Raw genomic sequence first — 22,028 nt, 5'->3', positions numbered from 1 at the left:
GGCGTTTTTCATGACACAAGAGGATGTCTGATGAAGATTTCACGCGGTTTTGCACTGGCATCGCTCATGACTCTGGCAGCCAGCCCGGTCTTTGCCCAGTTCAGCTTGGGCGATGCGGCCAATGCCATTGCAGGCATGAAGGGTGGCAACGCGGCGACCGGCGCGGCACCAACCTCGGAAACAGCGGACCTGTTGGGCGCACTCAGCCAACTGAACGTGACCCCGCAACAAGCCGTTGGCGGCACAGGGGCAATGCTGGGGTTGGCGAAGAATCAGTTGAGTTCGACCGACTATTCGGAACTGGCCAAGAGTGTGCCGGGCATCGACAAGTTGTCGGGCGGCGGCGAGTTGGGCGCACTGGCTGGTTTACTCGGTTCCAGCGGCAAGGCCGCCGGGCTGGACAATGCCCTGGGCAACGTCAAGGACACTAATGACCTGAACAATGCCTTCAGCGCCTTGGGCATGGACAGCGGCATGATCGGCCAGTTTGCCCCGGTGATCCTGCAATACCTCGGTCAGCAAGGCGTTGGCGGTTCGCTGCTGCAAAGCCTGGGAGGGATCTGGGGCACCGGCGTCACCGGTAGCTGATCAGCGGCTTTCGGCGCGCAACGCGTCGATGCGTTGGTCCTTCTCGGTCCAGAGCTGATTGACCCAGTTCTGGACCGTTTCACGAAACCGCGGATCGTTTTCGTAATCGCCCTGCCACAGCGCCGGGTCGAGGTCGCGGGTCTTGATGTCGATGATGACCCTTGGCACGTTGCCGCTGATCAAGTCCCAGAACCCCGGAATTTTCTGCTGCGGGTAAACCACCGTCACATCGAGAATCGCATCCAGCTGCTCGCCCATCGCCGCCAGCACAAACGCCACGCCGCCAGCCTTTGGCCTGAGCAGGTGAGTGAACGGTGATTGCTGCTGAGCGCTTTTGGCGGCGGTGAAACGCGTGCCTTCCAGATAATTGACCACCGTCACCGGCTGCCGCTTGAACAGTTCGCAGGCCTGTTTGGTGATCTCCAGATCCTTGCCGGCCAGCTCCGGGTGCTTCGCCAGGAACGCCTTGGTGTAGCGCTTCATGAACGGGTAGTCCAGCGCCCACCAGGCCAGGCCCAGGAACGGCACCCAGATCAGTTCTTTCTTGAGGAAGAATTTGAAGAACGGCGTGCGTCGGTTCAGCGTCTGGATCAATGCCGGGATATCAACCCAGGATTGGTGGTTGCTGATCACCAGATACGACGTGTCGCGCCGCAGATCGTCGCCACCGCGAATGTCCCATTGGGTGGGGATGCATAAACGGAAGATCAGCTTGTCGATTTCCGACCAGGTCTCGGCGATCCACATCACCGCCGTAGAGGCGTAATCACGAAAGCGGCCGGACAGGACCAGTTTGAGCAGGGCAAACACCATCAAGGGCCCAATCAGGGCCAGGGTGTTGAGCAACAGCAGCAGGGTAACGAAACAGCCGGTGAGCAGGCGGCGCATAGGCAACTCTTGAAAGCGTTTGGGCGCGCCATGATAAGCAGCTTCGGGCGGCAGGCCAAATCGGTGCTGACGAATGTTTCACCTGGGTGCCGCTAACCTCGTGGGAACGATCATGCGAACAACGGTCTAAAATCCCGCTGCTCACTTCTCATGGAAGCCCATTACGTGAAATCCCTCCTTGCACTGCTTTCCCTCATCGCCCTGCCGGTCATGGCCGCCGAGCCGACCCTGTACGGCCGTTACGAATACATCGCGCTGCCGGAAATCGGCGGTGAAGTGCTCAAGGCAAAAATGGACACCGGCGCCCTGACGGCGTCGCTGTCGGCGAAAGACATCGAAACCTTCACCCGTGACGGCGAAGACTGGGTACGCTTCCGCCTAGCCACCAAGGACGCGAGCAACAAGGTCTACGAACACAAGGTCGCGCGGATCAGCAAGATCAAGACCCGCTCCGAAGAAGACGAAGATGAAGACACCGCCGCACCCACCAAGCGCCCGGTAGTCGATCTGGAGTTGTGCCTGGGCAACGTCAAGCGCACGGTCGAGGTCAATTTGACTGACCGGAGCAGCTTTAATTATCCGCTGTTGATTGGTGCCAAGGCTTTGCGTGAGTTTGGTGCGGCGGTGAATCCGGCTAGAAGGTTTACGGCGGATAAGCCGGACTGCTGAAGTGGTCTCATTGACGTGAGGTAAGGCTTGAGTCACCGTTCGCCCACTCAACCCCCACGCCCGGACGCCATGCCTCATATCCTGATTGTCGAAGACGAAGCGGCGATTGCCGACACCCTGATTTTCGCCTTGCAGGGCGAGGGCTTCACGACCACTTGGCTGACCCTGGGTGCGGCTGCGCTGGAACATCAGCGGCAGACCCCGGCGGATCTGATCATCCTCGACATCGGCCTGCCGGACATCAGTGGCTTCGAAACCTGCAAGCAGTTGCGGCGTTTCAGCGAAGTGCCGGTGATGTTTCTCAGTGCGCGGGATGGCGAAATCGACCGTGTCGTGGGACTGGAGATCGGTGCCGACGATTACGTGGTCAAGCCGTTCAGCCCCCGTGAAGTGGCGGCGCGGGTTCGGGCGATTCTCAAGCGTGTTGGGCCGAAAAACCTGGCCGAGACTGCGCCGGCACTGTTTCGTATCGACCACGAACGCGTGCAAATCACCTATCGCGGCCAAGCCTTGAGCCTGACCCGCCACGAATTCCGTCTGTTGCAATGTCTGCTCGAACAACCCGAGCGCGTCTTCAGCCGCGAACAGTTACTCGACGCGCTGGGGGTGGCCGCCGATGCCGGATACGAGCGCAGCATCGACAGCCACATCAAGAGCGTGCGCGCGAAGTTGCGGTTGGTGAAGGTGGACGCCGAGCCGATCCAGACCCATCGCGGGCTCGGCTACAGCTACAGTCCGGGACACAGCTGATGCCGTTGGGGATCCGGATTTTCCTGGTCTACGTGCTGTTCATCGGCCTGACCGGCTACTTCGTGCTCAGCACGGTGATGGAAGAAATCCGCCCCGGCGTGCGCCAGTCCACCGAAGAAACCCTGGTCGATACCGCCAACCTGATGGCGGAAATCCTGCGCGATGACTTCAAGGCCGGAACCCTCGACCAGAATCGTTGGCCGGATTTGCTCAAGGCCTACGGTGAGCGACAACCGGCGGCGAATATCTGGGGTTTGCCGAAGAATCAGGTCAACCACCGAATCTACGTCACCGACGCCAAAGGCATCGTGGTGCTGGATTCCAGCGGCGTGGCGGTGGGTCAGGATTACTCACGCTGGAACGACGTTTACCTGACTCTGCGCGGCGAATATGGCGCCCGCTCGACCCGCAGCGATCCCAATGATGCGACGTCTTCGGTGATGCACGTCGGCGCGCCGATTCGCGACAACGGGCGGATCATCGGCGTGGTCACCGTGGCCAAACCCAACAGCTCATTGCAGCCGTATGTGGATCGCACTGAACGACGATTGCTCGCTTACGGCGCCGGACTGATCGGCCTCGGCTTGCTGTTTGGCGCGTTGTTGTCGTGGTGGTTGAGTCGGGCACTACGACGGTTGACCGCTTATGCCCAGGCTGTGAGCGAAGGGCGCCGGGTCGAAGTGCCGCACTATCGCGGCGGCGAGCTGGAGCAATTGGCAACGGCGGTGGAACAGATGCGCACGCAACTCGAAGGCAAGGCCTACGTCGAGCGTTACGTGCACACCTTGACCCATGAGCTGAAAAGTCCGTTGGCGGCGATTCGCGGTGCGGCGGAGTTGCTGCAAAGCGAGATGCCGTTGGCGCAACAGCAGCGGTTTGTCGGCAACATCGACAGCGAAAGTGCACGTATGCAGCAGTTGATCGAGCGGTTGTTGAATCTGGCGCAGGTCGAACAGCGCCAAGGGCTTGAGGAGCGCGTGGCGGTGCCATTAGCGGCATTGGTGGATGTGCTGTTGAACGCGCAATCGGCGCGGATCGAAGGCAAAAAGTTACGCGTAGAGCAAGCCATTGCGTCGAACCTGGCGCTGATCGGCGAGCCGTTTCTGTTGCGTCAGGCGCTGGGCAATCTGTTGGAAAACGCGTTGGATTTCACTCCGGTTCAAGGTGTATTGCGATTCACCGCCATACAGCTCGGTGAGCAGATCGAGTTCAAACTGTTCAATCAGGCCGAGCCCATTCCCGACTATGCGCTGCCGCGTTTGAGCGAGCGCTTTTACTCATTGCCGCGCCCCGACAGTGGGCGCAAGAGCACCGGGCTTGGGCTCAACTTTGTCGAGGAAGTGGTCAAGTTGCATGGTGGGGCGATGAGCATTGGCAATGTCGATGGCGGTGTGCAGGTCAGTTTGCATTTGCCTTCAATACGCTAAAGATCGCAGCCTTCGGCATCTCCTACTCGGATCGATGTACTTCTGTAGGAGCTGCCGAAGGCTGCGATCTTTTCCGAACTCCACAAACTCTCCACATTCCTCCCACAAATCCCCCACACAGCCCAATCAGACTTTCCCCATCCAAAACAGGGAGAGTCCCATGAACCGCAGCCTTACCCTCAAACTCGGGGCGATCGCCCTGCTGATTCTGTTATTGCTGATCCCGTTGCTGATGATCAACGGCGTGATCCAGGACCGCCAGCAACTGCGCGACGGCGTGCTCGAAGACATCGCGCGCAGCTCCAGTTACAGCCAACAATTGAGCGGGCCGCTGATGGTGGTGCCGTACCGCAAAGTGGTGCGCACCTGGAAGACCCACGAAAAAACCAACGAGCGCTATCAAGAGATCGGAGAAGAGCGCGGGCGTTTATACTTTCTGCCGGAGCGCTTTGAATTGGACGGTGCGGTGCAGACCGAACTGCGCTCCCGGGGTATTTATCAGGCGCGGCTATTCCACGCCGACAACCGCATCAGCGGCCATTTTTCGTTACCCGCACAACTGGGTATCAAGGAAGACTTCGGCGATTATCAGTTCGACCAGCCGTTTCTCGCCGTCGGCATCAGCGACATTCGCGGCATCGAAAACGCGTTGAAGCTAGAGCTCAATGACCAGAGTCTGGACTTCATCCCTGGCAGTCAGGTCGGCTGGCTGGGCGAGGGCGTCCACGTAACTCTCCCGGCAATAAACACCAAACAAGCCACGGAACTGGCCTTCGGTTTCGACCTGAAACTGCAAGGTACCGGCCAGTTGCAAATACTGCCGGTGGGCAAGACCAGCAAGGTCTCGCTGACCGCCAACTGGCCGCATCCCAGCTTCATTGGCAATTACCTGCCGGCCCAGCGCGAAATCACCGATCAGGGCTTCACCGCCAACTGGCAGACATCGTTTTTCTCCACCAACCTGCAAGAAACCCTGAATAGCTGCGTGTCTCGCGGCGGTTGTGAAGCACTGTTCGGCCGCAGCTTCGGTGTGAGCTTCATCGATCCGGTGGACCAGTACCTGAAGAGCGACCGGGCGATCAAATACGCGCTGCTGTTCATCGTCCTGACCTTCGCCGGTTTCTTCCTCTTCGAGGTGCTGAAAAGCCTCGCAGTACACCCGGTGCAATATGCGTTGGTGGGCGTGGCCCTGGCGTTTTTCTACCTGTTGTTGCTGTCGTTGTCCGAGCACATTGGTTTTGCTCTGGCTTATCTATTGTCGGCCAGTGGTTGTGTGTTGTTGATCGGGTTCTACGTCTGCCACGTGCTGCGCAGCGTGCGGCATGGCTTGAGTTTTTCTGCGGGATTGGCAGCGTTATATGGACTGCTTTATGGCTTGTTGAGTGCCGAAGATTACGCGTTGTTGATGGGGTCGTTGTTGCTGTTTGGGTTGCTGGGCGTGTTTATGGTGCTGACGCGTAGGTTGGATTGGTATGGGTTTGGGCAAAAAACGGTGAAACCGTTGGATTTTGATGTTGGAGCTGTGAAATGAGCCGGTCGGTAGGGTTGCGGGAAGATCAGCGGGAGGGGCGGTTGCTGGCGATGCGGGTCGGGAAGTTGTTTTTCGCTTGGCAGGAAATCAAAAAGAGGTAGGGTATAGCGTGAGGCATAGGGACGGATTTATTTATAGATCCGTCCCCATTTGTCACTAGTGTTTTAATTTCGGAGCATCGCCCGAAGCGTGTCGCGTTCGTTTTCAAGGCCCGTGATATTATCAATTTCGGGGTATGCACGCCCCCCCGTGGGCATCCTGGCTAGTTCTTTTTCTGTTTTCTTGAGCGCTTTTTCAATGATTAATCTCGATTCAGGTGATAACGTCTTTTTTAGTTGAGCTTGAGGGGGGGCGCTGAAGTTTTCTGGGGATTTATTGTTGAGATATTTTTTTTGGAATTTAGTTTCCGAGAGTTTTCGAATGCGTCTTCTGAATTAAATCCACGTTTTTGCCATTTCGGCCTATCGGGGTTCTCTATATTTTCAAGTATGCGTGTGCGGCTCATTTTTGGAGAGCCTGTTTTTGGTGTTTGTGTTGATGCAGCTGTCGCTGTTTTTTTAAACAAGTTCTGTTGCGTTTTTTTGGTTTTTGGTGCTTTTCTAAATATTCTAAATATTCTAAATATTCTAGATGCTCTAAATATTGAACTGTACCATGCATGTCCTGATTGGTCGGTGCGAGTTATAGAGTTTCCTTCACAATAGGCATACGCATTAACCCCGCCCTCCCCAAACGGACTCCAACTATCCGGACTGTTAAACCGCATCAACACCGGATTGAACTGTCGATACCCATTCCCCAAATGATAATGCCCGGTCAGCGGATCCGGCCGTTCGCCGTTAAATCCGAGCAGGCTGAGCAGGCCATTTTCCGCTGGGCGATGGCCGTAGGGCGTGTAGGCGAGGGGATTAGGTTGAGTGGTGTCGAGGACATTCAATACCGAACGCTGTTGGTCGGTGGCTAACAAGACAGTGGTGGCGTTGGCGTCTTGGTGCATTCGTTGCGCGAGCAACTGTTCGTCATGCTGAAAAAAGCTCCATCGGCTCGCGCCATGGATCTCGGTGGTTAGCCGGTCTTTGTTGTGAAATTGCTGGATGGGAGGCTGTTGCGGCACTGTGCAGCCATTCTGGCGATCCAGGGGATCGTAGTGGTAGCGACACAGTACGGTTTCTCGAGATGAACTGGGCATGGTTGAACTCCGAGCAAGGTCCATATGGCAGGATCTTGAGCATCGGAGTTTTTCCAGCGTTTGCCTACTAGCAGAACTGATAGTGGAGCTTCAAACCTTAGGCATCGTCGCGATCATCGAAGGCCGCTGACTCACCTCGAAATACCACGCCGCCAATTGCGGATTCGCCGTGCGCCAGTCCAGATCAGGATGGCGCAAGTCCACGTAACCCAAGGCACACGCCACGCTGATCGCGGCCACGTCGAAGTGGCTGGTCAGCTCGGCGATGGCATCTTTTTCCAACAGCGCCAGGGCGCGGCGGATCTTGTCGCGTTGGCCGTCGAGGTACGCGTCCCAGTGTTTTTCCGGGGCGCGCAGGGCGACTTCGTAGCGCACCAGTACCGCCGCGTCCATGATCCCGTCGGCCAGCGAGGCCAGGGTCAGGCGGCGCCAGCGGGCTGAGCCTTCGCGAGGGATCAGCGGGTTGCCGACGTGCTGGTGATCGAGGTAGTCGAGGATCACCCGGCTGTCGTGGATGACGTTGCCGTCGGCCAGGCGCAGGGCGGGGATTTTGCTCAGGGGGTTGTCATCGATCAGCGCCAGGTCCGGATCGACCGGGGTGAGCACGCAGTTCTGCAGGGCCACGCGGTTCTGCTGACCGGTTTCGTGCAGCAGCACCATGACTTTACGGACGAAGGGGGAAAGGGGGTTGTGGTACAGGGTCATGCTCGGGGCGGACATGGCAACGACTCGGTCGGTGGTGGTGTCGGGCAGCATAGCGTGTTGAACCGATAGCTCAAGATCACAAACACCCCTGTAGGAGTGAGCCTGCTCGCGATGGCGGCCTGACATTCAGCGCAGCGTTGGCTGACAGACCGCTATCGCGAGCAGGCTCGCTCCTACAGGATTTGTGGTTTAGCTGGCTGGAACTGCAGCTTGAAGATTCGGGGCGGCCTGTTGAGGCTTCAGCTCACGGGCAACCGTCCAGACAATGAACGCCGCCACGATGTCGAAAATCGCCAGCACCACGAACAGCGGGCTGTAGCCGATCTTGGTCACCATCACGCCAAACACCAAGGTAAACGCAGCCGCGCCGAGGTAGCCGAACATGCCGCCCATGCCGGTGGCGGTGGCCACTTCGTTTTTGCCGAACGAGTCCGAGGTGATCGCATACAGCGCGCCGGACAACGTCTGGTGAGCGAAGCCGCCGATGCACAGCAGCGCAATCGCCGTGTACGGGCTGGCGACCAGACCGATGCACGCCGGGCCGATCATGCATGAGGCACCGAACAGCAAGACCATTTTGCGCGAGGTGAACAGCGACACTTTGCAGTATTTGTGGAAGAACGGGCTGAGGTAACCGCCGAGTACACAGCCTAGATCGGCGGCGAGGAACGGCAGCCAGGCGAACATCGCGATCTCTTTGATGTTCATGTGCCGTTCGGTCATCAGATATAGCGGAATCCACGCGTTGAAGGTCTGCCAGGCCGGCTCGGAGAGAATCCGGGCGCTGGCAATGGCGTAGAAGTTGCGGCTGCCGATGATTTTCTTCCAGCTACCTTTCTTGGTGGCCGGGTCTTTGAAGTGATCTTCTTGACCGCTGAGGATGTAGTCGCGCTCTTCGTCACCCAGCAGTTTCTGATTGCGCGGGTGTTTGTAGAGCACCATCCACAAGAACGTCCAGGCCACACCGAGACCGCCCACGATCAGGAAGGCCAGTTCCCAGCCGCTGTGCAGAATCGCCCAGACCACCAGCGGCGGCGCCAGCACCGCGCCAATCGACGAACCGATGTTGAACCAGCCGATCGCCACCGAGCGCTCTTTGGCCGGGAACCATTCAGTGGAAGTCTTGACCGCTGCTGGCAAGCCCGCCGCTTCAGTCAGCCCGAGCAGGCCCCGGAAAAAAGCCAGACCTTGCCAGCCGCTGGCGAATGCCGCGAGTGCGCAGGCAATCGACCAGGCGAAGGCGAAAATGGCGAAGCCCATTTTGGTGCCGATGGCATCGATGATGTAGCCCGCCACCGGTTGCATCAACGCATAGCACACCTGCCAGGCGACGACGATGTGCGAGTACTGCTCGGTGGTGATGTTCATTTCGCTCATCAGGGTCGGAGCGGCCACTGAGAGGGTATTGCGAGCCAGGTAGTTGACCATCAGGCCGGCCGTCACCAGACCGACCATCCACCAGCGGATGCCTTTGACTTTCATCACTTCACCGTCTTTTTTCTTGGATTTATTTTTGGTGCTGCAGTTGTTGTAGGTTGTCGTACAACATGAGTCTTTATAGGAGTGCAAGGGGGAAAGTGTCAACAGATATGTCAGAGATTTTGCGAGGTGAGGCGACGGGCGGGGAGGTTCGGTCATCGTATGACGTCGAGTTTTGATAGTTCCTGTAGGAGCTGCCGAAGGCTGCGATCTTTTGATCTTGAAAACTCAAAGTCAAAAGATCGCAGCCTTCGGCAGCTCCTACAGGGGTCAGCGGCGTTGCAGGAGGCCGCGCAGCCCGAGGATGGCCGGAATGCCCAGGCCCAACCAGCTCAGCGAATCCCATACGCCATCACCCAGCAACGCGGCAAACAACCCCGCCGCGCTGAGCAAAGCAATCACAGTGGGCGCGGCAAATACCTTCCAGAAATTCGACTGCCGAGGCTTCATGCCACGCTCTCCGCTTTTTCCAGCACGGGTTTGGCGGCCTTGCGCCGCACCACCCACAAATACACGCCACTGCCGAGCACGATGATGGTCAGCACATCCAGCGTCGCCCAGAGAATTTGCATCGGCATGCCGCCGTAGTCACCGAAGTGCAGCGGCTGCGACATGCCCATGGCATCCATGTACCAAGGGCGCTCCGCCACGGCGGTGACTTGCAGGGTGCTGGCGTCGATCAATACCGGCGTCAGCAGGTGCGAGGTCAGGTGCGTACTGCCTTTCATGAACACCGCGTAATGGTGCTCGCTGGAAAACCGCGTACCGGGGAAGGCGATGAAGTCCGGTTGCATGCCCGGCGCAACTTCCTTGGCAATGTCGAGCAAGCGCGTGGCCGGCGCCAGTTGCGTCAGCGGCGGTGCATCGCGGTACGGCGCGACCATCGCGCTCAGGCTGTCATTGCGCCACGCGGCGATCAGCAGGTCGGCACAGGCGCTGATCACGCCGGTCACGCCGACCACCAGGGCCCAGGTCAACGTCACCACGCCGATCAGGTTATGCAGGTCGAGCCAGCGCAGGCGGGTGGACTTGTCCTGGCGCACGGTGGCGAACTTCAAGCGCCGCATGAACGGCAGGTACAACACCGTGCCGGACACGATCGCGACAACGAACAACAAACCCATGAACGCCAGCAGCAGCTTGCCCGGCAGGCCGGCGAACATGTCCACGTGCAGGCGCAGCATGACCATCATGAAACCGCCATTGGCCGATGGCATTTCCAGCGCTTCGCCGGTGCGGGCGTCGAGCATGAAGGTGTGCGACGAATTGGGCTCGGTGCCCGCCGTGGCCGCCATGATTGCAATGGCGGCATTCGGTTCGTCTTCATCGAAACCGAAGTACTGCATGACCTCGCCAGGGCGATGCTTTTCAGCCGCCTGAACCAGTTGCTGCAAGTTCAGCTGTGGGGTGTCCGCCGGCATGACCTTCAACTCGGCGGCATCGCCCAGCAGATGGTCGATCTCGTGGTGGAAGATCAATGGCAGGCCGGTCAGCGCCAGCATCAGCAGGAAGACTGTGCAGATCAGGCTGGTCCAGGTATGGACGAAGGACCAGCGGCGAATTGTTTTACTTTTCATTTCATGACCCTCAGAAATACCAAAGCCGTCCTTGATGGACGGCCTGGGTACTGGGCGTGTCAGATCAAGCCATTACCACTTGTAGTTCACGCCGGCAATGACGCTGCGCTCGTCACCGTAGTAACACCAGAAACCGTCGCAAGTGGAGATGTAGTCCTTGTCGAGCAGGTTCTTCGCCGTGACATCGACCGAAACTCCTGCCAGCGCCGAATTGAGACGGCTCAAGTCGTAGTGCACGGCGGCGTCGTACACGGTGTATGACCCTACGTGCGAGTTGTCGGTGTTGCTGGTGCTGCCATAGGTGTCACCGACATAACGGACGCCTGCACCTACGCCAAAGCCGTCGAGGAAACCGGCATGCCAGGTGTAGTCAGACCACAACGACGCCTGGTTGCGTGGCACCAGTTTCATCCGGTTGCCCTTGTCGGCGCCCTTGAGGATTTCGGTGTCGGTGTAGGTGTAGGAACCCACCAGTTTCAGGTTGTCGGTGACGTCCGATGTGGCTTCGAGTTCGATGCCGCGTACTTTCAGTTCACCAATCTGGCTGGTGACGTTGTTTTGCGTAACCGAAACGTTTTGCTGGCGCAGATCAAATGCCGCAGCGGTCAACAAAGTACGGCTGCCCGGTGGCATGTACTTCACGCCCACTTCGGTCTGCTTGCCTTCAGTCGGTTTGAACGAGCTGGTAGCGTTGGCATCAGCACCCATCGATGGCTGGAACGATTCGGTGTAGGAGATGTATGGAGTGATCCCCGAATCGAACACGTAGCTCAGGCCGGCGTTGCCGCTGAAAGCCTTGTCGCGCTGGGTGTTGGTGGCATCGTTCTGGTTATTGAACTGCGTTGCGGTGTGGATCCAGTCTTCGCGACCGCCCAAGGTCAGGCGCCATTTGTCCAGGGAGATTTGATCCTGAGCGTAGAGGCCGGTCTGGTTGGTCTTCTGGTTGTAGTCATAGAAGGTGGCGTAGGCAACGTTGGAGAAATCCACGCCGCGAATCGGGTTGATCACGTTGCTCGGAGGTGCACTGCCTTCCAGCCATTTGTAGTTGGTGTTGGTGCGCTGGTGATCCAGGCCCAATAACACGACATGGTTCAGCGGTCCGGTCTGGAAGTCGGCCTGGAAATTGTTGTCCACGGCGAACTGGCTTATGTCTTCATCAACCTTGTCGACCAGACGAGCCAGGGTGCCATCTGGCGAGACTGAGTTGCCGAACGACGCATAGGCTTGCTGGAACTCCAGATCGCTCTTGGTATAGCGCAGGTTTTGCTTGAACTGCCAGACATCGTTCAGGCGATGATCGAAAGCGTAACCCAGCGCGTAGTAAGTGCGGTCGTAGTGATCGGAATCCGGATCACCGAGGTTCTTGTGGTGAGAGATCTTGCCCGCATCCGAATACGTCTTGGTGCCTTGCAGCGGCAGGAACTGACCGGAGACCCCGGTATCGTCGCGGGTGTACTGAGAGAGGAAGGTCAGGTGCGTGTCGTCGTCGATGTTCCAGGTCAGGCTCGGCGCGATGTTGTAGCGTTTGTCGTCGGTATGGTCGACCGGCATGCCGCTGTCGCGAACCACGCCGTCGACGCGGTACAGGAACTGACCTTCATCATCGAGCTTGCCGGTGCTGTCGAAGTTGATCTGCTTGCGGTTGTTGCTGCCGACTTCTGCGCGCACTTCGTTGCTGGCAATGGCATCGGGACGGCGACTGACCATGTCGAGCATGCCGCCCGGCGGAGTCTGGCCGTATACCGAAGAGGCTGGGCCGCGCAGCAGGGTGATGCGTTCCAGATCCCAGGTTTCAACTTTCGGGTTGGCGTAGGAGCCCTTTGGCAGCGGCAGGCCATCGAGAAACTGAGTCGGTTCGAAGCCACGTACGCGCAGCCAGTCGGCGCGAGAATCGCTGCCGTAGCTGCTCGCGATCACGCCCGGCATGTAACGTACGGCGTCATCGAGGTTTTGAACGCCGCGATCTTCCATCTGCGCGCGGGTGATTACCGACATCGAACGAGGTGCTTCGACGATCGGTGTGTCGGTCTTGGTGCCAGCAGCGGTGCGAGTGGCAACATAGCCTTCCACCGGGCCCCAGGCATTTTCGACGTTTTCAGTGCCAATCACGCTAGTGGCAGGCAGGGCCATCGCGCCTTCAGGCACTGGGGCAAGGCTGAACGTGCCGGTGCCGCTTTGCTCCAATTGCAAACCAGTGCCTTGCAAGGCCTGGCGCAGGGCGGTGGCTGCATCGAACTGACCGTTGACCGGTGCCGAAGTCTTGCCCGCAGCCAATGTTGGATTCAACGACAGCGCCAGACCGGCCTGGCTGGCGATCTGGTTCAGCGTGCTGGCCAATGGCGCGGCCGGCAGGTTGTAGGCGCGAACGCTGGACGCCTGTTCAGCGGCGATCAGTTGGCTGCTCACCAAAGGGGTGCAAAAGGCAATGGCAACCGCCAGCAAACTGGGGCGCAACAAGGTGTCTAGCGAACGGGACATACAGCGGCTCCTGAAAGGGAATACTTCTCAATTGCCTAGGTGCCGGACGAGAATCAAAAAGTGATAGGGCTGGATGAAAATAATTTCGATTCAGTAAATGCGATGAAGCTAAAGGCCCCATCGCGGGCAAGCCTTGCTCCTACGGGTTTTGTGTCGTTCCCATTATTAACGAACAACACAAACCCTGTAGGAGCAAGGCTTGCCCGCGATGGCGGGTTTATTGACCCCACACCTCTCAGGGCTTGGCGTCTGTCTTGGCTGCCACCGTCACCCACCACTGCGTGTGCTGTTCAATCTGCACCGGCAACGTCGGCAGCAGGGCGCTCAGGGCCAGGTCGGTGTTTTGCAGCGGGAAGCTGCCGGTGATCCGCAGGTCGGCCACTTCCGGCGCCACACCCAGATGCCCGCGGCGATACCGGCCGAGTTCATGCACCAGATCTTTCAGCCGTGCGTTGTCCACCACCAGCATGCCGCGTGTCCAGGCATCGGCACCGAGGTTGAGCGCCGTGACCTGGCTCAGGCCATCGTTGCGAATCAGCACTTGCTGGCCTTCGCGCAGAATCTGTTCGTCGGGGCTCGATTGCGGATGGGCGGCCACCGCCGACTGCAACACGCTCAGGCGTGTGCCTTCTTCCTCGCGCTTGACCAAAAACCGCGTGCCCAGTGCGCGCATGCTGCCTTCGCGGGTCTCGACGATAAACGGCCGGGCATCGCCATGACCGGTTTCGACGAGGATTTCCCCTTCCTGAAGGACCACCAGCCGCTGGTTTTCGTCGAAGCGCACGTCCACGGCACTGTGGGTATTGAGGTTGATCAGCGTGCCGTCGGACAGGCGAATGGTGCGCTGTTCGCCGGTCGCGGTGCGCTGGTCGGCCAGCCAATAGTCGACCGGCAAATAGTGCTCACCGGCAAACAACGCCAGGCCGATCACGGCGACCACGCTGGCCAGACCACTGCCGAGCTTGCGCACCCGGCGGCGAATGCCTTCGCGCGATTGCAGCAGCGCGGTGCGGGCTGGGCCGCTGGCGACGCTGAAACGCTGATCGAGCATGCCCAACTGGCGCCACGCGCGGGCATGTTCTTCGTGGGCGGCGTGCCATTTGGTGAACTCTTCGCGCTCCACCGGGTTGCCGGCGTCCAGAGACAATTGCCAGGCGATCGCCGCATCCAGCACTTGCGCCGACACCGGTTTGGAACTGACCGGGCTCATGTCGGCTCACCGTACAACGCGATGTAGCACTGACGCACACCCTGGGCCAGGTACTGGCGCACGCGAGGCACCGACACACCGAGGCGTTCGGCGATTTCCGCGTGGCCCATGCCATCGAGACGGTTGTAGAGAAACGCCGCTCGCGCCTTGCTCGACAGTTTGCCAAGCAGGCGATCGATGTTTTTCAGGTCTTCGAGGATCATTTGCTGCTCTTCCACCGACGGTTGCTCGGCTTCGGGGATCAGCATCAGTTCGGTGAGATAGGCCTGTTCCAGCGCGGCGCGGCGGAAATAGTCAAACAGCAGGCCCTTGGCGATTGCCACCAGGAATGCCCGTGGCTCGCGCGGTTCTTTCAGTTCTTCACGGCCCAGCAAGCGCACGAAGGTGTCCTGGCTCAGGTCCTCGGCCCGTTGCGGGCAGGCGACATTGCGACGAAGCCAGGCCAATAGCCAACCGCGATGGTCGCGATATAACGCACCGACGAGCTCACTTTGAGGGCTTGGGACTGACGACACGCAGCATCACCGATTGGGAAGTGTTAACTAACGAGAATTGTTCGCGATTGTGGCAGAGGCGAGGAAGGGAAAGCAATTGGCATTGGTCGGGTGGTTTGGATTGGCGCAGAACCCTGTAGGAGCTGCCGAAGGCTGCGATCTTTTGACTTTGATTTTTAAGATCAAAAGATCGCAGCCTTCGGCAGCTCCTACGCAGGCATCATCGCTATTAGAAGGACGGCGTCTGCTGCCTACGCTTCCACTGACTCAACCGCTGCTGCAGATTCAACGGGCTATGAATCTGCTGCTGCCGTGCACGGCTGAACAGGATTAACGCCAGTTCGGCAGTGGCCAGGGCATCGGCGCTGGCGTTGTGGCGCTCGAAGACTTCCAGCTTGAACCAGTCGATCCACTCGTCCAGTCCAGCCTCGCGGATGTTCGCCTGCGGGCAGAGCAGCGGGGCGATGTCCGCCACGTCCAGAAAGGTATGCTGCAGTTTGTAGCCGAGATGGTCTTTCAGCGCCCGGCCAAGCATGTGCTGGTCGAATGGTGCATGAAACGCCAGCAACGGACTGTCGCCGACGAACTCCATGAAATCGAGCAGCGCCTCGGCAGGATCGCTGCCGGCGGCAATCGCACTGGGGCCGATGCCGTGAATCAACACGCTGGGACCCAGTTTGACTTCGGTGCATTGCAGGGTCCGTTCGAACTGCTGGCTGAAATCGATGGCGCCATCCTCGATCACTACCGCGCCAATCGACAGCACCCGGTCCTTGTTCAAATTCAGCCCGGTGGTTTCCAGGTCAAGCACGATCCAGCGCTGCTCACGCAGGCTGCATTCGCTCAGCCCGCTCGCGGGTAGCAAGCGTTGCAGACGTTGTTGCAATTCACCGGACAGGCTCGGGCCGGCGGGACGCAGCCATGAGAACAGACTCATAGTTGATGGCTCATAATTGATACCGCAGCGCCAGACTGCTTTGCAGGCGTTGCGCCTGGCGCAGGGATTCACGCAGGATCCGCCGGTCCAGATGATTGAGGCTGTCCGGATCGACGCGGTTGGAGTAAGGCAAGTTCTCCCGGGTCTGTAGCTGATGTTGCTGCATACGGGTTTGCTGGATGAAGTGATACGCCTCTTCGTACGCGGCGCCGTCCAGCGGCTCGATGATCTCTTTGTCCACCAGTTGGCGAAAGCGCTCCAGAGTGTTGTTGGTTTCGATGCCATAGGCGAGGGCGAGCAGCCGGGCGCCGTCGACGAAGGGCGTCAGGCCCTGAATCTTCAGATCCAGCGTGGCTTTCTCGCCATTTTTCTTCGCCAGTACGAACTCGCGGAAACGTCCTACGGGCGGGCGATTGCGCAATGCGTTTTCGGCCAACATGCGCTGGAAAAGACGGTTGTCGCTGACCTGATCGAGAATCCCGCGACGCAATTGTTCACAGCCTTGCTCGCTGCCCCAGACCACGCGCAAATCGAAATAGATGCTCGAGCCCAACAGATTTTCCGGCGTGGCCTCGCGGATGAACGCGGCAAAACGACGGGCCCATTCGACGCGGGACAAACACAGCTCGGGGTTGCCGGCCATGATGTTGCCCTTGCACAGGGTGAAGCCGCACAGCGCCAGGCTGTGGTTGATCTGGTGGGCGATGGGCAGCAATTTGCCGCGAATCTCGGCCGCGTGTGCCGCGTCCCGGGCTTCGAACAGAATGCCGTTGTCCTGATCGGTGTGCAGCGTCTGTTCGCGGCGACCTTCGCTGCCGAAACACAGCCAACTGAACGGCACGCCAGGGTCGCCTTTTTCCGCCAGGGTCAGTTCGATCACCCGGCACACGGTGTGGTCGTTGAGCAGGGTGATGATGTGAGTGATCTGGGTCGAGGACGCACCGTGGGCCAACATGCGTTCGACCAATTGGCCGATCTCGCCGCGGATCGCCACCAGGTTTTCCACCCGCGGCGCATTGCGGATAGTTCGCGCCAGATGCACCAGATCCACCCGTTGCAGGGAAAACAGATCGCGTTCGGAGACCACGCCGCACAAGCGCTGATCCTTGACCAGGCAGACGTGGGCGATGTGCCGCTCGGTCATGGCGATCGCTGCATCGAACGCACTGTGATCGGGCGTGAGGTAAAACGGCGCCCGGGTCATGTGCCGCTCGATGGCTTCTTTGAAATCACCGGTGCCGCTGGCCACCACATGACGTAAATCGCGCAGGGTGAAAATCCCCAGCGGCGCCTGGTGTTCGTCGACCACCACAATGCTGCCGACCTGCTGCTCATGCATCAGGGTCACGGCTTCACGCAGGGGCGTGGCCGGGCTGCACATCACCGGATGACGCATGGCCAATTCGCCCAGGCGGGTGTTGAGCGAATACTGGGTGCCGAGGGTTTCTACGGCTTTTTGCTGGACTTGCTGGTTGACCTGATCCAGCAGGCTGCTCACGCCACGTAGGGCGAAGTCGCGAAAGGTGTTGGAAATGGCGAATAGCTTGATGAACGCCAGCTTGTTGAGCTGTAGGCAAAAGGTGTCTTCGGCCGCCAGATGTTCAGTGCGGGTCGCCCGTTCACCCAGCAATGCGGCAAGAGGAAAGCATTCGCCGGTGGTGATTTCGAAAGTGGTTTCGTTGCCGCCCTTGGCCGAATGCGGACGCTCGCCCACCACCCGACCCTGTTTGACGATGTAAAAGTGCTCAACCGGGCCATCGGCAGGTTTGATGATGCTCTCGCCGGGCGCATAAAAACGCAGCTGACATTGCTCAACCAGGTACGCCAGGTGCGCGTGCTCCATCTGATTGAAGGGCGGGAAACGCTGAAGGAATTGCAAAGTGCCCTGGATGTTCTGCAACACCGCGGTTTTCCCTGCCTGTGTGAAGGCGTCCGCTTTACTCATAACCATTACCGCAGTCTTTTTGGATTTGTTGTTGTCGGATGACTCACCCATGGTCGACCCCTGCGGTCAGGGTGCCCATTGGACGTAAGTCTAGGTAGGCAATCAGTGTGATGGAATGTCGGAAAAGCCTGACGCAAATGAGAGAAAAATCGCTCTATTCTGCTATTGGAAAAATATCCGACGAAGTGCACATTGAAGCTCTGTCCAGCGATGTCTCACCACTGTGCCAGGGAACTGAATTGAACATGTAGAGAACGCCATGTCCGACCACGATATTTTGAGTGACGCCGAGCGCGAAGCGCTGAGTGCCGTCATGCAGGAACCCGACCTGCCGCCGCAGCGGGTGCTGATCGTCGACGACGATAAGGACGCGCGAGAGTTGCTGTCGGAAATTCTGGCGCTGGACGGCATTCGTTGCATGACAGCGGCCAGCGGCGAAACCGCACTCAAGATGCTGGCAGAGAAACCTTCGATTGGCCTGGTGATTACCGATTTGCGGATGCGAAACGTAGATGGCCTGGACCTGATCCGCCAAGTGCGCGAGTCAGTGCGGGCGGCAATGCCGTTCATCATCGTTTCCGGCGATGCCGATCTGGAAGACGCGATTGCCGCGATGCATTTGAGCGTGGTGGATTTCCTGCTCAAACCAATCGATACCGACAAGTTGCTGGGGTTGGTCAAGCATGAGTTGGGGATGGATCTGTGAGCCCCTAAAAAGATCGTCCGAACGCGGCCCGAGCCTTCGGCAGCTCCTAGAGGGAAACGCAAATCCCATGTAGGAGCTGCCGAAGGCTGCGATCTTTTGATCCACAAAAAAAGCCCTGATCTTTCGATCAGGGCTTTTTCATGTCCGGCGCAAATGCTCAGTTACAGGCCATTGGCAGCCTTGAACTCGCGACGACGACGGTGCAGGACCGGCTCGGTATAACCGTTCGGTTGCTTGGTGCCTTCGACCACCAGTTCGACGGCTGCCTGGAAGGCGATGTTGCTGTCGAAGTTCGGTGCCAGCGGGCGGTACAGCGGGTCGTTGGCATTCTGACGGTCAACCACCGGCGCCATGCGCTTGAGGCTTTCCATCACTTGCTCTTCGGTGACGATGCCGTGACGCAGCCAGTTGGCGATGTGCTGGCTGGAAATACGCAGCGTTGCACGGTCTTCCATCAGGCCGACATCGTTGATGTCCGGCACTTTCGAACAGCCGACGCCCTGGTCGATCCAACGCACTACATAACCAAGAATGCCCTGGCTGTTGTTGTCAAGTTCGTTCTTGATCTGTTCGGCGGTCCACTGCGGATTTACCGCCAGCGGGATGGTCAGGATGTCGTCCACCGACGCGTGAGCACGTTTGGCCAGTTCGGCCTGACGGGCGAACACGTCAACCTTGTGGTAGTGCAGCGCGTGCAGTGCAGCGGCGGTTGGCGAAGGTACCCAAGCGGTGTTGGCGCCGGCCAGTGGGTGAGCGATTTTCTGTTCGAGCATCGCCGCCATCAGGTCGGGCATGGCCCACATGCCTTTACCGATCTGCGCACGACCTTGCAGGCCGGTGCTCAAACCAATGTCGACGTTGGAGTTCTCGTAGGCGCCGATCCATTTTTCCGCCTTCATGTCGGCCTTGCGCACCATCGGGCCGGCTTCCATGGAGGTGTGGATTTCGTCGCCCGTGCGGTCGAGGAAACCGGTATTAATGAATACAACGCGCTCGCTGGCAGCCTTGATGCAGGCCTTGAGGTTGACCGTGGTGCGGCGCTCCTCGTCCATGATCCCGACTTTCAGCGTGTTGCGCGGTAGGCCCAGCACGTCTTCGATGCGGCCGAACAACTCGTTGGTGAACGCCGCTTCTTCGGGGCCGTGCATCTTCGGTTTCACGATGTAGACGGAACCGGTGCGGGTGTTTTTGCGCGAGGTGTTGCCATTGAGGTTGTGCAGCGCCGCCAGGCAAGTCACCAGTCCGTCGAGGATGCCTTCCGGCACTTCGTTGCCGTCTTTATCGAGGATCGCGTCGATGGTCATCAGGTGACCGACGTTGCGCACGAACAACAGCGAACGACCGTGCAGGTTCACCGCGTTACCGTCGACACCGGTGTAGGTGCGGTCGGCGTTCATGGTGCGGGTAAACGTCTTGCCACCCTTGGCGACTTCTTCCGACAGGTCGCCCTTCATCAGGCCGAGCCAGTTGCGGTAGATCACCACTTTGTCATCGGCATCGACGGCGGCAACGGAGTCTTCGCAGTCCATGATGGTGGTCAGCGCAGCTTCCATCAGGATGTCTTTGACGCCGGCTGCGTCGGTCTGGCCGACCGGGGTGCTGGCATCGACCTGGATTTCGAAATGCAGGCCGTTGTTTTTCAGCAGGATCGCGGTCGGTACCGAAGCATCGCCCTGGAAGCCGATCAGTTGCGCGTCGTTACGCAGGCCAGTGTTGCTGCCGCCTTTAAGGGCGACCACCAGTTTGCCGTCGACGATCTTGTAGCTGGTGGAGTCGACGTGGGAGCCGGCCGCCAATGGCGCCGCTTCGTCGAGGAAGGCGCGGGCGAAGGCGATGACCTTGTCGCCGCGAACCTTGTTGTAGCCTTTGCCTTTTTCCGCGCCGTCAGCTTCGCTGATGGCGTCGGTGCCGTAAAGCGCGTCGTACAGCGAACCCCAGCGGGCGTTCGAAGCATTGAGAGCGAAGCGGGCATTCATCACCGGCACCACGAGCTGTGGACCGGCCATGCGGGCGATTTCTTCATCGACGTTTTGCGTCGTTGCCTGGAAATCGGCCGCTTCTGGCAGCAGATAACCGATGTCTTGCAGGAAGGCTTTATAGGCCACGGCGTCGTGCGCCTGACCGGCACGGGATTGGTGCCAGCCATCGATACGAGCCTGGAAATCATCGCGTTTGGCGAGTAGGGCTTTGTTCTTCGGCGCCAGGTCATGAATGACCTTGTCGGCGCCAGCCCAGAACTTGTCGGCGGTGAGGCCGGAACCGGGAATGGCTTCGTTGTTCACGAAGTCGAACAGGACTTTGGCGACCTGCAGGCCACCGACTTGAACGTGTTCAGTCATTGCTTGCCTCACTCTGCTCAGCTATTTCGCTTTTCAGCTCTTCAATTTAACAATGAAGCCTCTGGCCATTTAAACCACAAACCCTGCGACCAGTACATGCCATTTCTGACGGCTGGGTGGGGACCAATCAACGGCTTGAGGGCCTTGCTGACGGGGCTTTCAGGGATGCGACTGCGCCTGTGGCAGACATCGATCCAACGTTATGTAGTGCGCGCTGCGGCATACTACATGATGAATTGCGCTTGTGAAAATCAGACTAATAACGTCGTTCTGCGACCCCATGACGCATTGCAGTCACGGTGGGGTGCGTGATGTTCTCAAAAAACCACCAGATTGTTCCAGTTAAATATAAGAAGTTGTACACATAAAATCCGCGGCGCTGCTATGGGCACCGAATCCGGCCCCTTGCCTATACTTGGTTTTCTATAACAAAAGTCATGACCAGAGGGCTGCGCCATGGACCACCTCGTACTCACCGTATTCGCACCGGACAAGCCAGGGCAGGTCGAGCGCATTGCCCAATGCATTGCCGAGCAGGGCGGCAACTGGCTGGAAAGCCGCATGTCGCGCATGGCCGGGCAATTTGCCGGGATTCTTCGGGTGGGGGTGCCGGCCGAATCCTACGACGCACTTGTCGATGCCCTACAGGCGTTGTCCGCCCATGGCATTCGTGTATTGATCGCCGAAAGCGGCATCGAACAATCCTGCACCTGGAAACCAATCGCCATGGAGTTGGTGGGCAATGATCGTCCCGGCATCGTGCGCGATATCACCCGCCTGCTGAGTGAGCAGGGCGTCAACCTGGAACGGCTGGTGACGGAAGTGCGCCCGGCGCCGATGAGCAGCGAACCGCTGTTTCACGCCGAAGCGATTCTCGCGGTGCCGCTGACACTGTCGTTGGACGTTTTGCAATCGCGCCTGGAAACCCTGGCGGATGATCTCATGGTGGAGTTGGTGCTGCGCAGTGAACCCTGATCGGGTTATCCAAGTTAAACGTGCACCTGCCTGTGGATAACCTGTAGAGACAGCCCGCCAGGCCACGTCGGCCGGGGCTTTTCAGGATTTGATCAAAAAACCAGCAGTTTCAGTAACTTGCGCACAAACGCCGGGGATCAC

General features: G+C 58.8%; 19 protein-coding genes. 7 read left to right on the top strand and 12 right to left on the bottom strand.

Annotated elements, in window-relative coordinates; translation table 11 throughout:
- Positions 1–30: 30 nt before the first annotated feature.
- Positions 31–588, top strand: coding sequence for a DUF2780 domain-containing protein (locus ACM110_RS09785; RefSeq protein ID WP_416127609.1), 558 nt, complete (start codon positions 31–33; stop codon positions 586–588).
- On the opposite strand, the gene ACM110_RS09780 is transcribed toward ACM110_RS09785, so the two are convergent.
- Complete coding sequence (locus ACM110_RS09780) at positions 589–1,476, bottom strand: acyltransferase (RefSeq protein WP_416127608.1); 888 nt, start codon at positions 1,474–1,476, stop codon at positions 589–591.
- Positions 1,477–1,641: 165 nt separating this feature from the next.
- Here ACM110_RS09780 and ACM110_RS09775 point away from each other — a divergent pair, with 165 nt between their 5' ends.
- The 4 genes from ACM110_RS09775 (at position 1,642) to creD (ending at position 5,853) form a co-directional block, all read left to right on the top strand.
- Complete coding sequence (locus tag ACM110_RS09775; protein WP_150705254.1) at positions 1,642–2,145, top strand: ATP-dependent zinc protease; 504 nt, start codon at positions 1,642–1,644, stop codon at positions 2,143–2,145.
- Positions 2,146–2,214: 69 nt separating this feature from the next.
- The gene (gene creB, locus ACM110_RS09770) at positions 2,215–2,895 is read left to right on the top strand and encodes a two-component system response regulator CreB (RefSeq protein ID WP_416127607.1); all 681 of its coding nucleotides are present in this window, start codon (positions 2,215–2,217) and stop codon (positions 2,893–2,895) included.
- On the top strand, positions 2,895–4,322 hold the full coding sequence (creC, locus tag ACM110_RS09765; protein WP_416127606.1) for a two-component system sensor histidine kinase CreC: 1,428 nt from the start codon (positions 2,895–2,897) through the stop codon (positions 4,320–4,322). Before creB ends, creC begins: the two co-directional genes overlap by 1 nt.
- A 160-nt stretch (positions 4,323–4,482) precedes the next feature.
- The gene (creD, locus tag ACM110_RS09760) at positions 4,483–5,853 is read left to right on the top strand and encodes a cell envelope integrity protein CreD (RefSeq protein ID WP_416127605.1); all 1,371 of its coding nucleotides are present in this window, start codon (positions 4,483–4,485) and stop codon (positions 5,851–5,853) included.
- Between the two features lie 331 nt (positions 5,854–6,184).
- On the opposite strand, the gene ACM110_RS09755 is transcribed toward creD, so the two are convergent.
- The 10 genes from ACM110_RS09755 to ACM110_RS09710 form a co-directional block, all read right to left on the bottom strand.
- The gene (locus tag ACM110_RS09755; RefSeq protein WP_416127604.1) at positions 6,185–7,042 is read right to left on the bottom strand and encodes an RHS repeat-associated core domain-containing protein; all 858 of its coding nucleotides are present in this window, start codon (positions 7,040–7,042) and stop codon (positions 6,185–6,187) included.
- A 90-nt stretch (positions 7,043–7,132) separates the two neighbouring features.
- Entirely contained in the window at positions 7,133–7,762 is a 630-nt protein-coding gene (locus tag ACM110_RS09750) for a glutathione S-transferase (RefSeq protein ID WP_338583571.1), read from the bottom strand.
- Between the two features lie 174 nt (positions 7,763–7,936).
- Entirely contained in the window at positions 7,937–9,229 is a 1,293-nt protein-coding gene (locus ACM110_RS09745; protein ID WP_416127603.1) for an MFS transporter, read from the bottom strand.
- A 267-nt stretch (positions 9,230–9,496) separates the two neighbouring features.
- Positions 9,497–9,676: a hypothetical protein gene (locus ACM110_RS09740; RefSeq protein ID WP_416127602.1), complete on the bottom strand. Its 180-nt coding sequence runs from the start codon at positions 9,674–9,676 to the stop codon at positions 9,497–9,499.
- A complete protein-coding gene (locus ACM110_RS09735; RefSeq protein WP_416127601.1) occupies positions 9,673–10,803 on the bottom strand; it encodes a PepSY-associated TM helix domain-containing protein in 1,131 nt (376 codons plus the stop codon). The genes ACM110_RS09740 and ACM110_RS09735 overlap by 4 nt, the downstream gene beginning before the upstream one ends.
- Positions 10,804–10,875: 72 nt before the next feature.
- Complete coding sequence (locus tag ACM110_RS09730; protein WP_416127600.1) at positions 10,876–13,281, bottom strand: TonB-dependent siderophore receptor; 2,406 nt, start codon at positions 13,279–13,281, stop codon at positions 10,876–10,878.
- 235 nt (positions 13,282–13,516) lie between these two features.
- Complete coding sequence (locus tag ACM110_RS09725; RefSeq protein WP_416127599.1) at positions 13,517–14,491, bottom strand: FecR domain-containing protein; 975 nt, start codon at positions 14,489–14,491, stop codon at positions 13,517–13,519.
- Complete coding sequence (locus ACM110_RS09720) at positions 14,488–15,006, bottom strand: RNA polymerase sigma factor (RefSeq protein ID WP_416127598.1); 519 nt, start codon at positions 15,004–15,006, stop codon at positions 14,488–14,490. The genes ACM110_RS09725 and ACM110_RS09720 overlap by 4 nt, the downstream gene beginning before the upstream one ends.
- A gap of 208 nt (positions 15,007–15,214) precedes the next feature.
- Positions 15,215–15,922: a PolC-type DNA polymerase III gene (locus ACM110_RS09715; protein ID WP_416127597.1), complete on the bottom strand. Its 708-nt coding sequence runs from the start codon at positions 15,920–15,922 to the stop codon at positions 15,215–15,217.
- 10 nt (positions 15,923–15,932) lie between these two features.
- Complete coding sequence (locus ACM110_RS09710; RefSeq protein WP_416127738.1) at positions 15,933–17,873, bottom strand: putative nucleotidyltransferase substrate binding domain-containing protein; 1,941 nt, start codon at positions 17,871–17,873, stop codon at positions 15,933–15,935.
- A gap of 253 nt (positions 17,874–18,126) precedes the next feature.
- Between ACM110_RS09710 and ACM110_RS09705 the strand changes: the two genes are divergently transcribed.
- Positions 18,127–18,573 (top strand): response regulator, encoded by a 447-nt coding sequence (locus ACM110_RS09705; protein ID WP_416127596.1) that lies wholly within the window; start codon positions 18,127–18,129, stop codon positions 18,571–18,573.
- Positions 18,574–18,734: 161 nt separating this feature from the next.
- Here ACM110_RS09705 and ACM110_RS09700 read toward each other — a convergent pair whose 3' ends face one another.
- Complete coding sequence (locus ACM110_RS09700) at positions 18,735–20,912, bottom strand: malate synthase G (protein WP_416127595.1); 2,178 nt, start codon at positions 20,910–20,912, stop codon at positions 18,735–18,737.
- Between the two features lie 456 nt (positions 20,913–21,368).
- Between ACM110_RS09700 and ACM110_RS09695 the strand changes: the two genes are divergently transcribed.
- Positions 21,369–21,887 carry a glycine cleavage system protein R gene (locus ACM110_RS09695; RefSeq protein WP_075946199.1) on the top strand — a complete coding sequence of 173 codons (519 nt, stop codon included), beginning with the start codon at positions 21,369–21,371 and terminating at the stop codon, positions 21,885–21,887.
- The last annotated feature ends 141 nt before the right edge of the window (positions 21,888–22,028 follow it).

The sequence above is a fragment of the Pseudomonas sp. NFX98 genome (genome assembly GCF_047784845.1).
Taxonomy (GTDB): domain Bacteria; phylum Pseudomonadota; class Gammaproteobacteria; order Pseudomonadales; family Pseudomonadaceae; genus Aquipseudomonas.
This window is presented reverse-complemented; position numbering and strand designations above follow the sequence as displayed.

Excerpts from the sequence above, each read along its gene's own strand:
- ACM110_RS09785 (WP_416127609.1), top strand. The coding sequence starts at position 31 with ATGAAGATTTCACGCGGTTTTGCACTGGCATCGCTCATGACTCTGGCA.
- ACM110_RS09780 (WP_416127608.1), bottom strand. The coding sequence starts at position 1,476 with ATGCGCCGCCTGCTCACCGGCTGTTTCGTTACCCTGCTGCTGTTGCTC.
- creB (WP_416127607.1), top strand. The coding sequence starts at position 2,215 with ATGCCTCATATCCTGATTGTCGAAGACGAAGCGGCGATTGCCGACACC.
- creC (WP_416127606.1), top strand. The coding sequence starts at position 2,895 with ATGCCGTTGGGGATCCGGATTTTCCTGGTCTACGTGCTGTTCATCGGC.
- creD (WP_416127605.1), top strand. The coding sequence starts at position 4,483 with ATGAACCGCAGCCTTACCCTCAAACTCGGGGCGATCGCCCTGCTGATT.
- ACM110_RS09755 (WP_416127604.1), bottom strand. The coding sequence starts at position 7,042 with ATGCCCAGTTCATCTCGAGAAACCGTACTGTGTCGCTACCACTACGAT.
- ACM110_RS09750 (WP_338583571.1), bottom strand. The coding sequence starts at position 7,762 with ATGTCCGCCCCGAGCATGACCCTGTACCACAACCCCCTTTCCCCCTTC.
- ACM110_RS09745 (WP_416127603.1), bottom strand. The coding sequence starts at position 9,229 with ATGAAAGTCAAAGGCATCCGCTGGTGGATGGTCGGTCTGGTGACGGCC.
- ACM110_RS09740 (WP_416127602.1), bottom strand. The coding sequence starts at position 9,676 with ATGAAGCCTCGGCAGTCGAATTTCTGGAAGGTATTTGCCGCGCCCACT.
- ACM110_RS09735 (WP_416127601.1), bottom strand. The coding sequence starts at position 10,803 with ATGAAAAGTAAAACAATTCGCCGCTGGTCCTTCGTCCATACCTGGACC.
- ACM110_RS09730 (WP_416127600.1), bottom strand. The coding sequence starts at position 13,281 with ATGTCCCGTTCGCTAGACACCTTGTTGCGCCCCAGTTTGCTGGCGGTT.
- ACM110_RS09725 (WP_416127599.1), bottom strand. The coding sequence starts at position 14,491 with ATGAGCCCGGTCAGTTCCAAACCGGTGTCGGCGCAAGTGCTGGATGCG.
- ACM110_RS09715 (WP_416127597.1), bottom strand. The coding sequence starts at position 15,922 with ATGAGTCTGTTCTCATGGCTGCGTCCCGCCGGCCCGAGCCTGTCCGGT.
- ACM110_RS09710 (WP_416127738.1), bottom strand. The coding sequence starts at position 17,873 with ATGGTTATGAGTAAAGCGGACGCCTTCACACAGGCAGGGAAAACCGCG.
- ACM110_RS09705 (WP_416127596.1), top strand. The coding sequence starts at position 18,127 with ATGTCCGACCACGATATTTTGAGTGACGCCGAGCGCGAAGCGCTGAGT.
- ACM110_RS09700 (WP_416127595.1), bottom strand. The coding sequence starts at position 20,912 with ATGACTGAACACGTTCAAGTCGGTGGCCTGCAGGTCGCCAAAGTCCTG.
- ACM110_RS09695 (WP_075946199.1), top strand. The coding sequence starts at position 21,369 with ATGGACCACCTCGTACTCACCGTATTCGCACCGGACAAGCCAGGGCAG.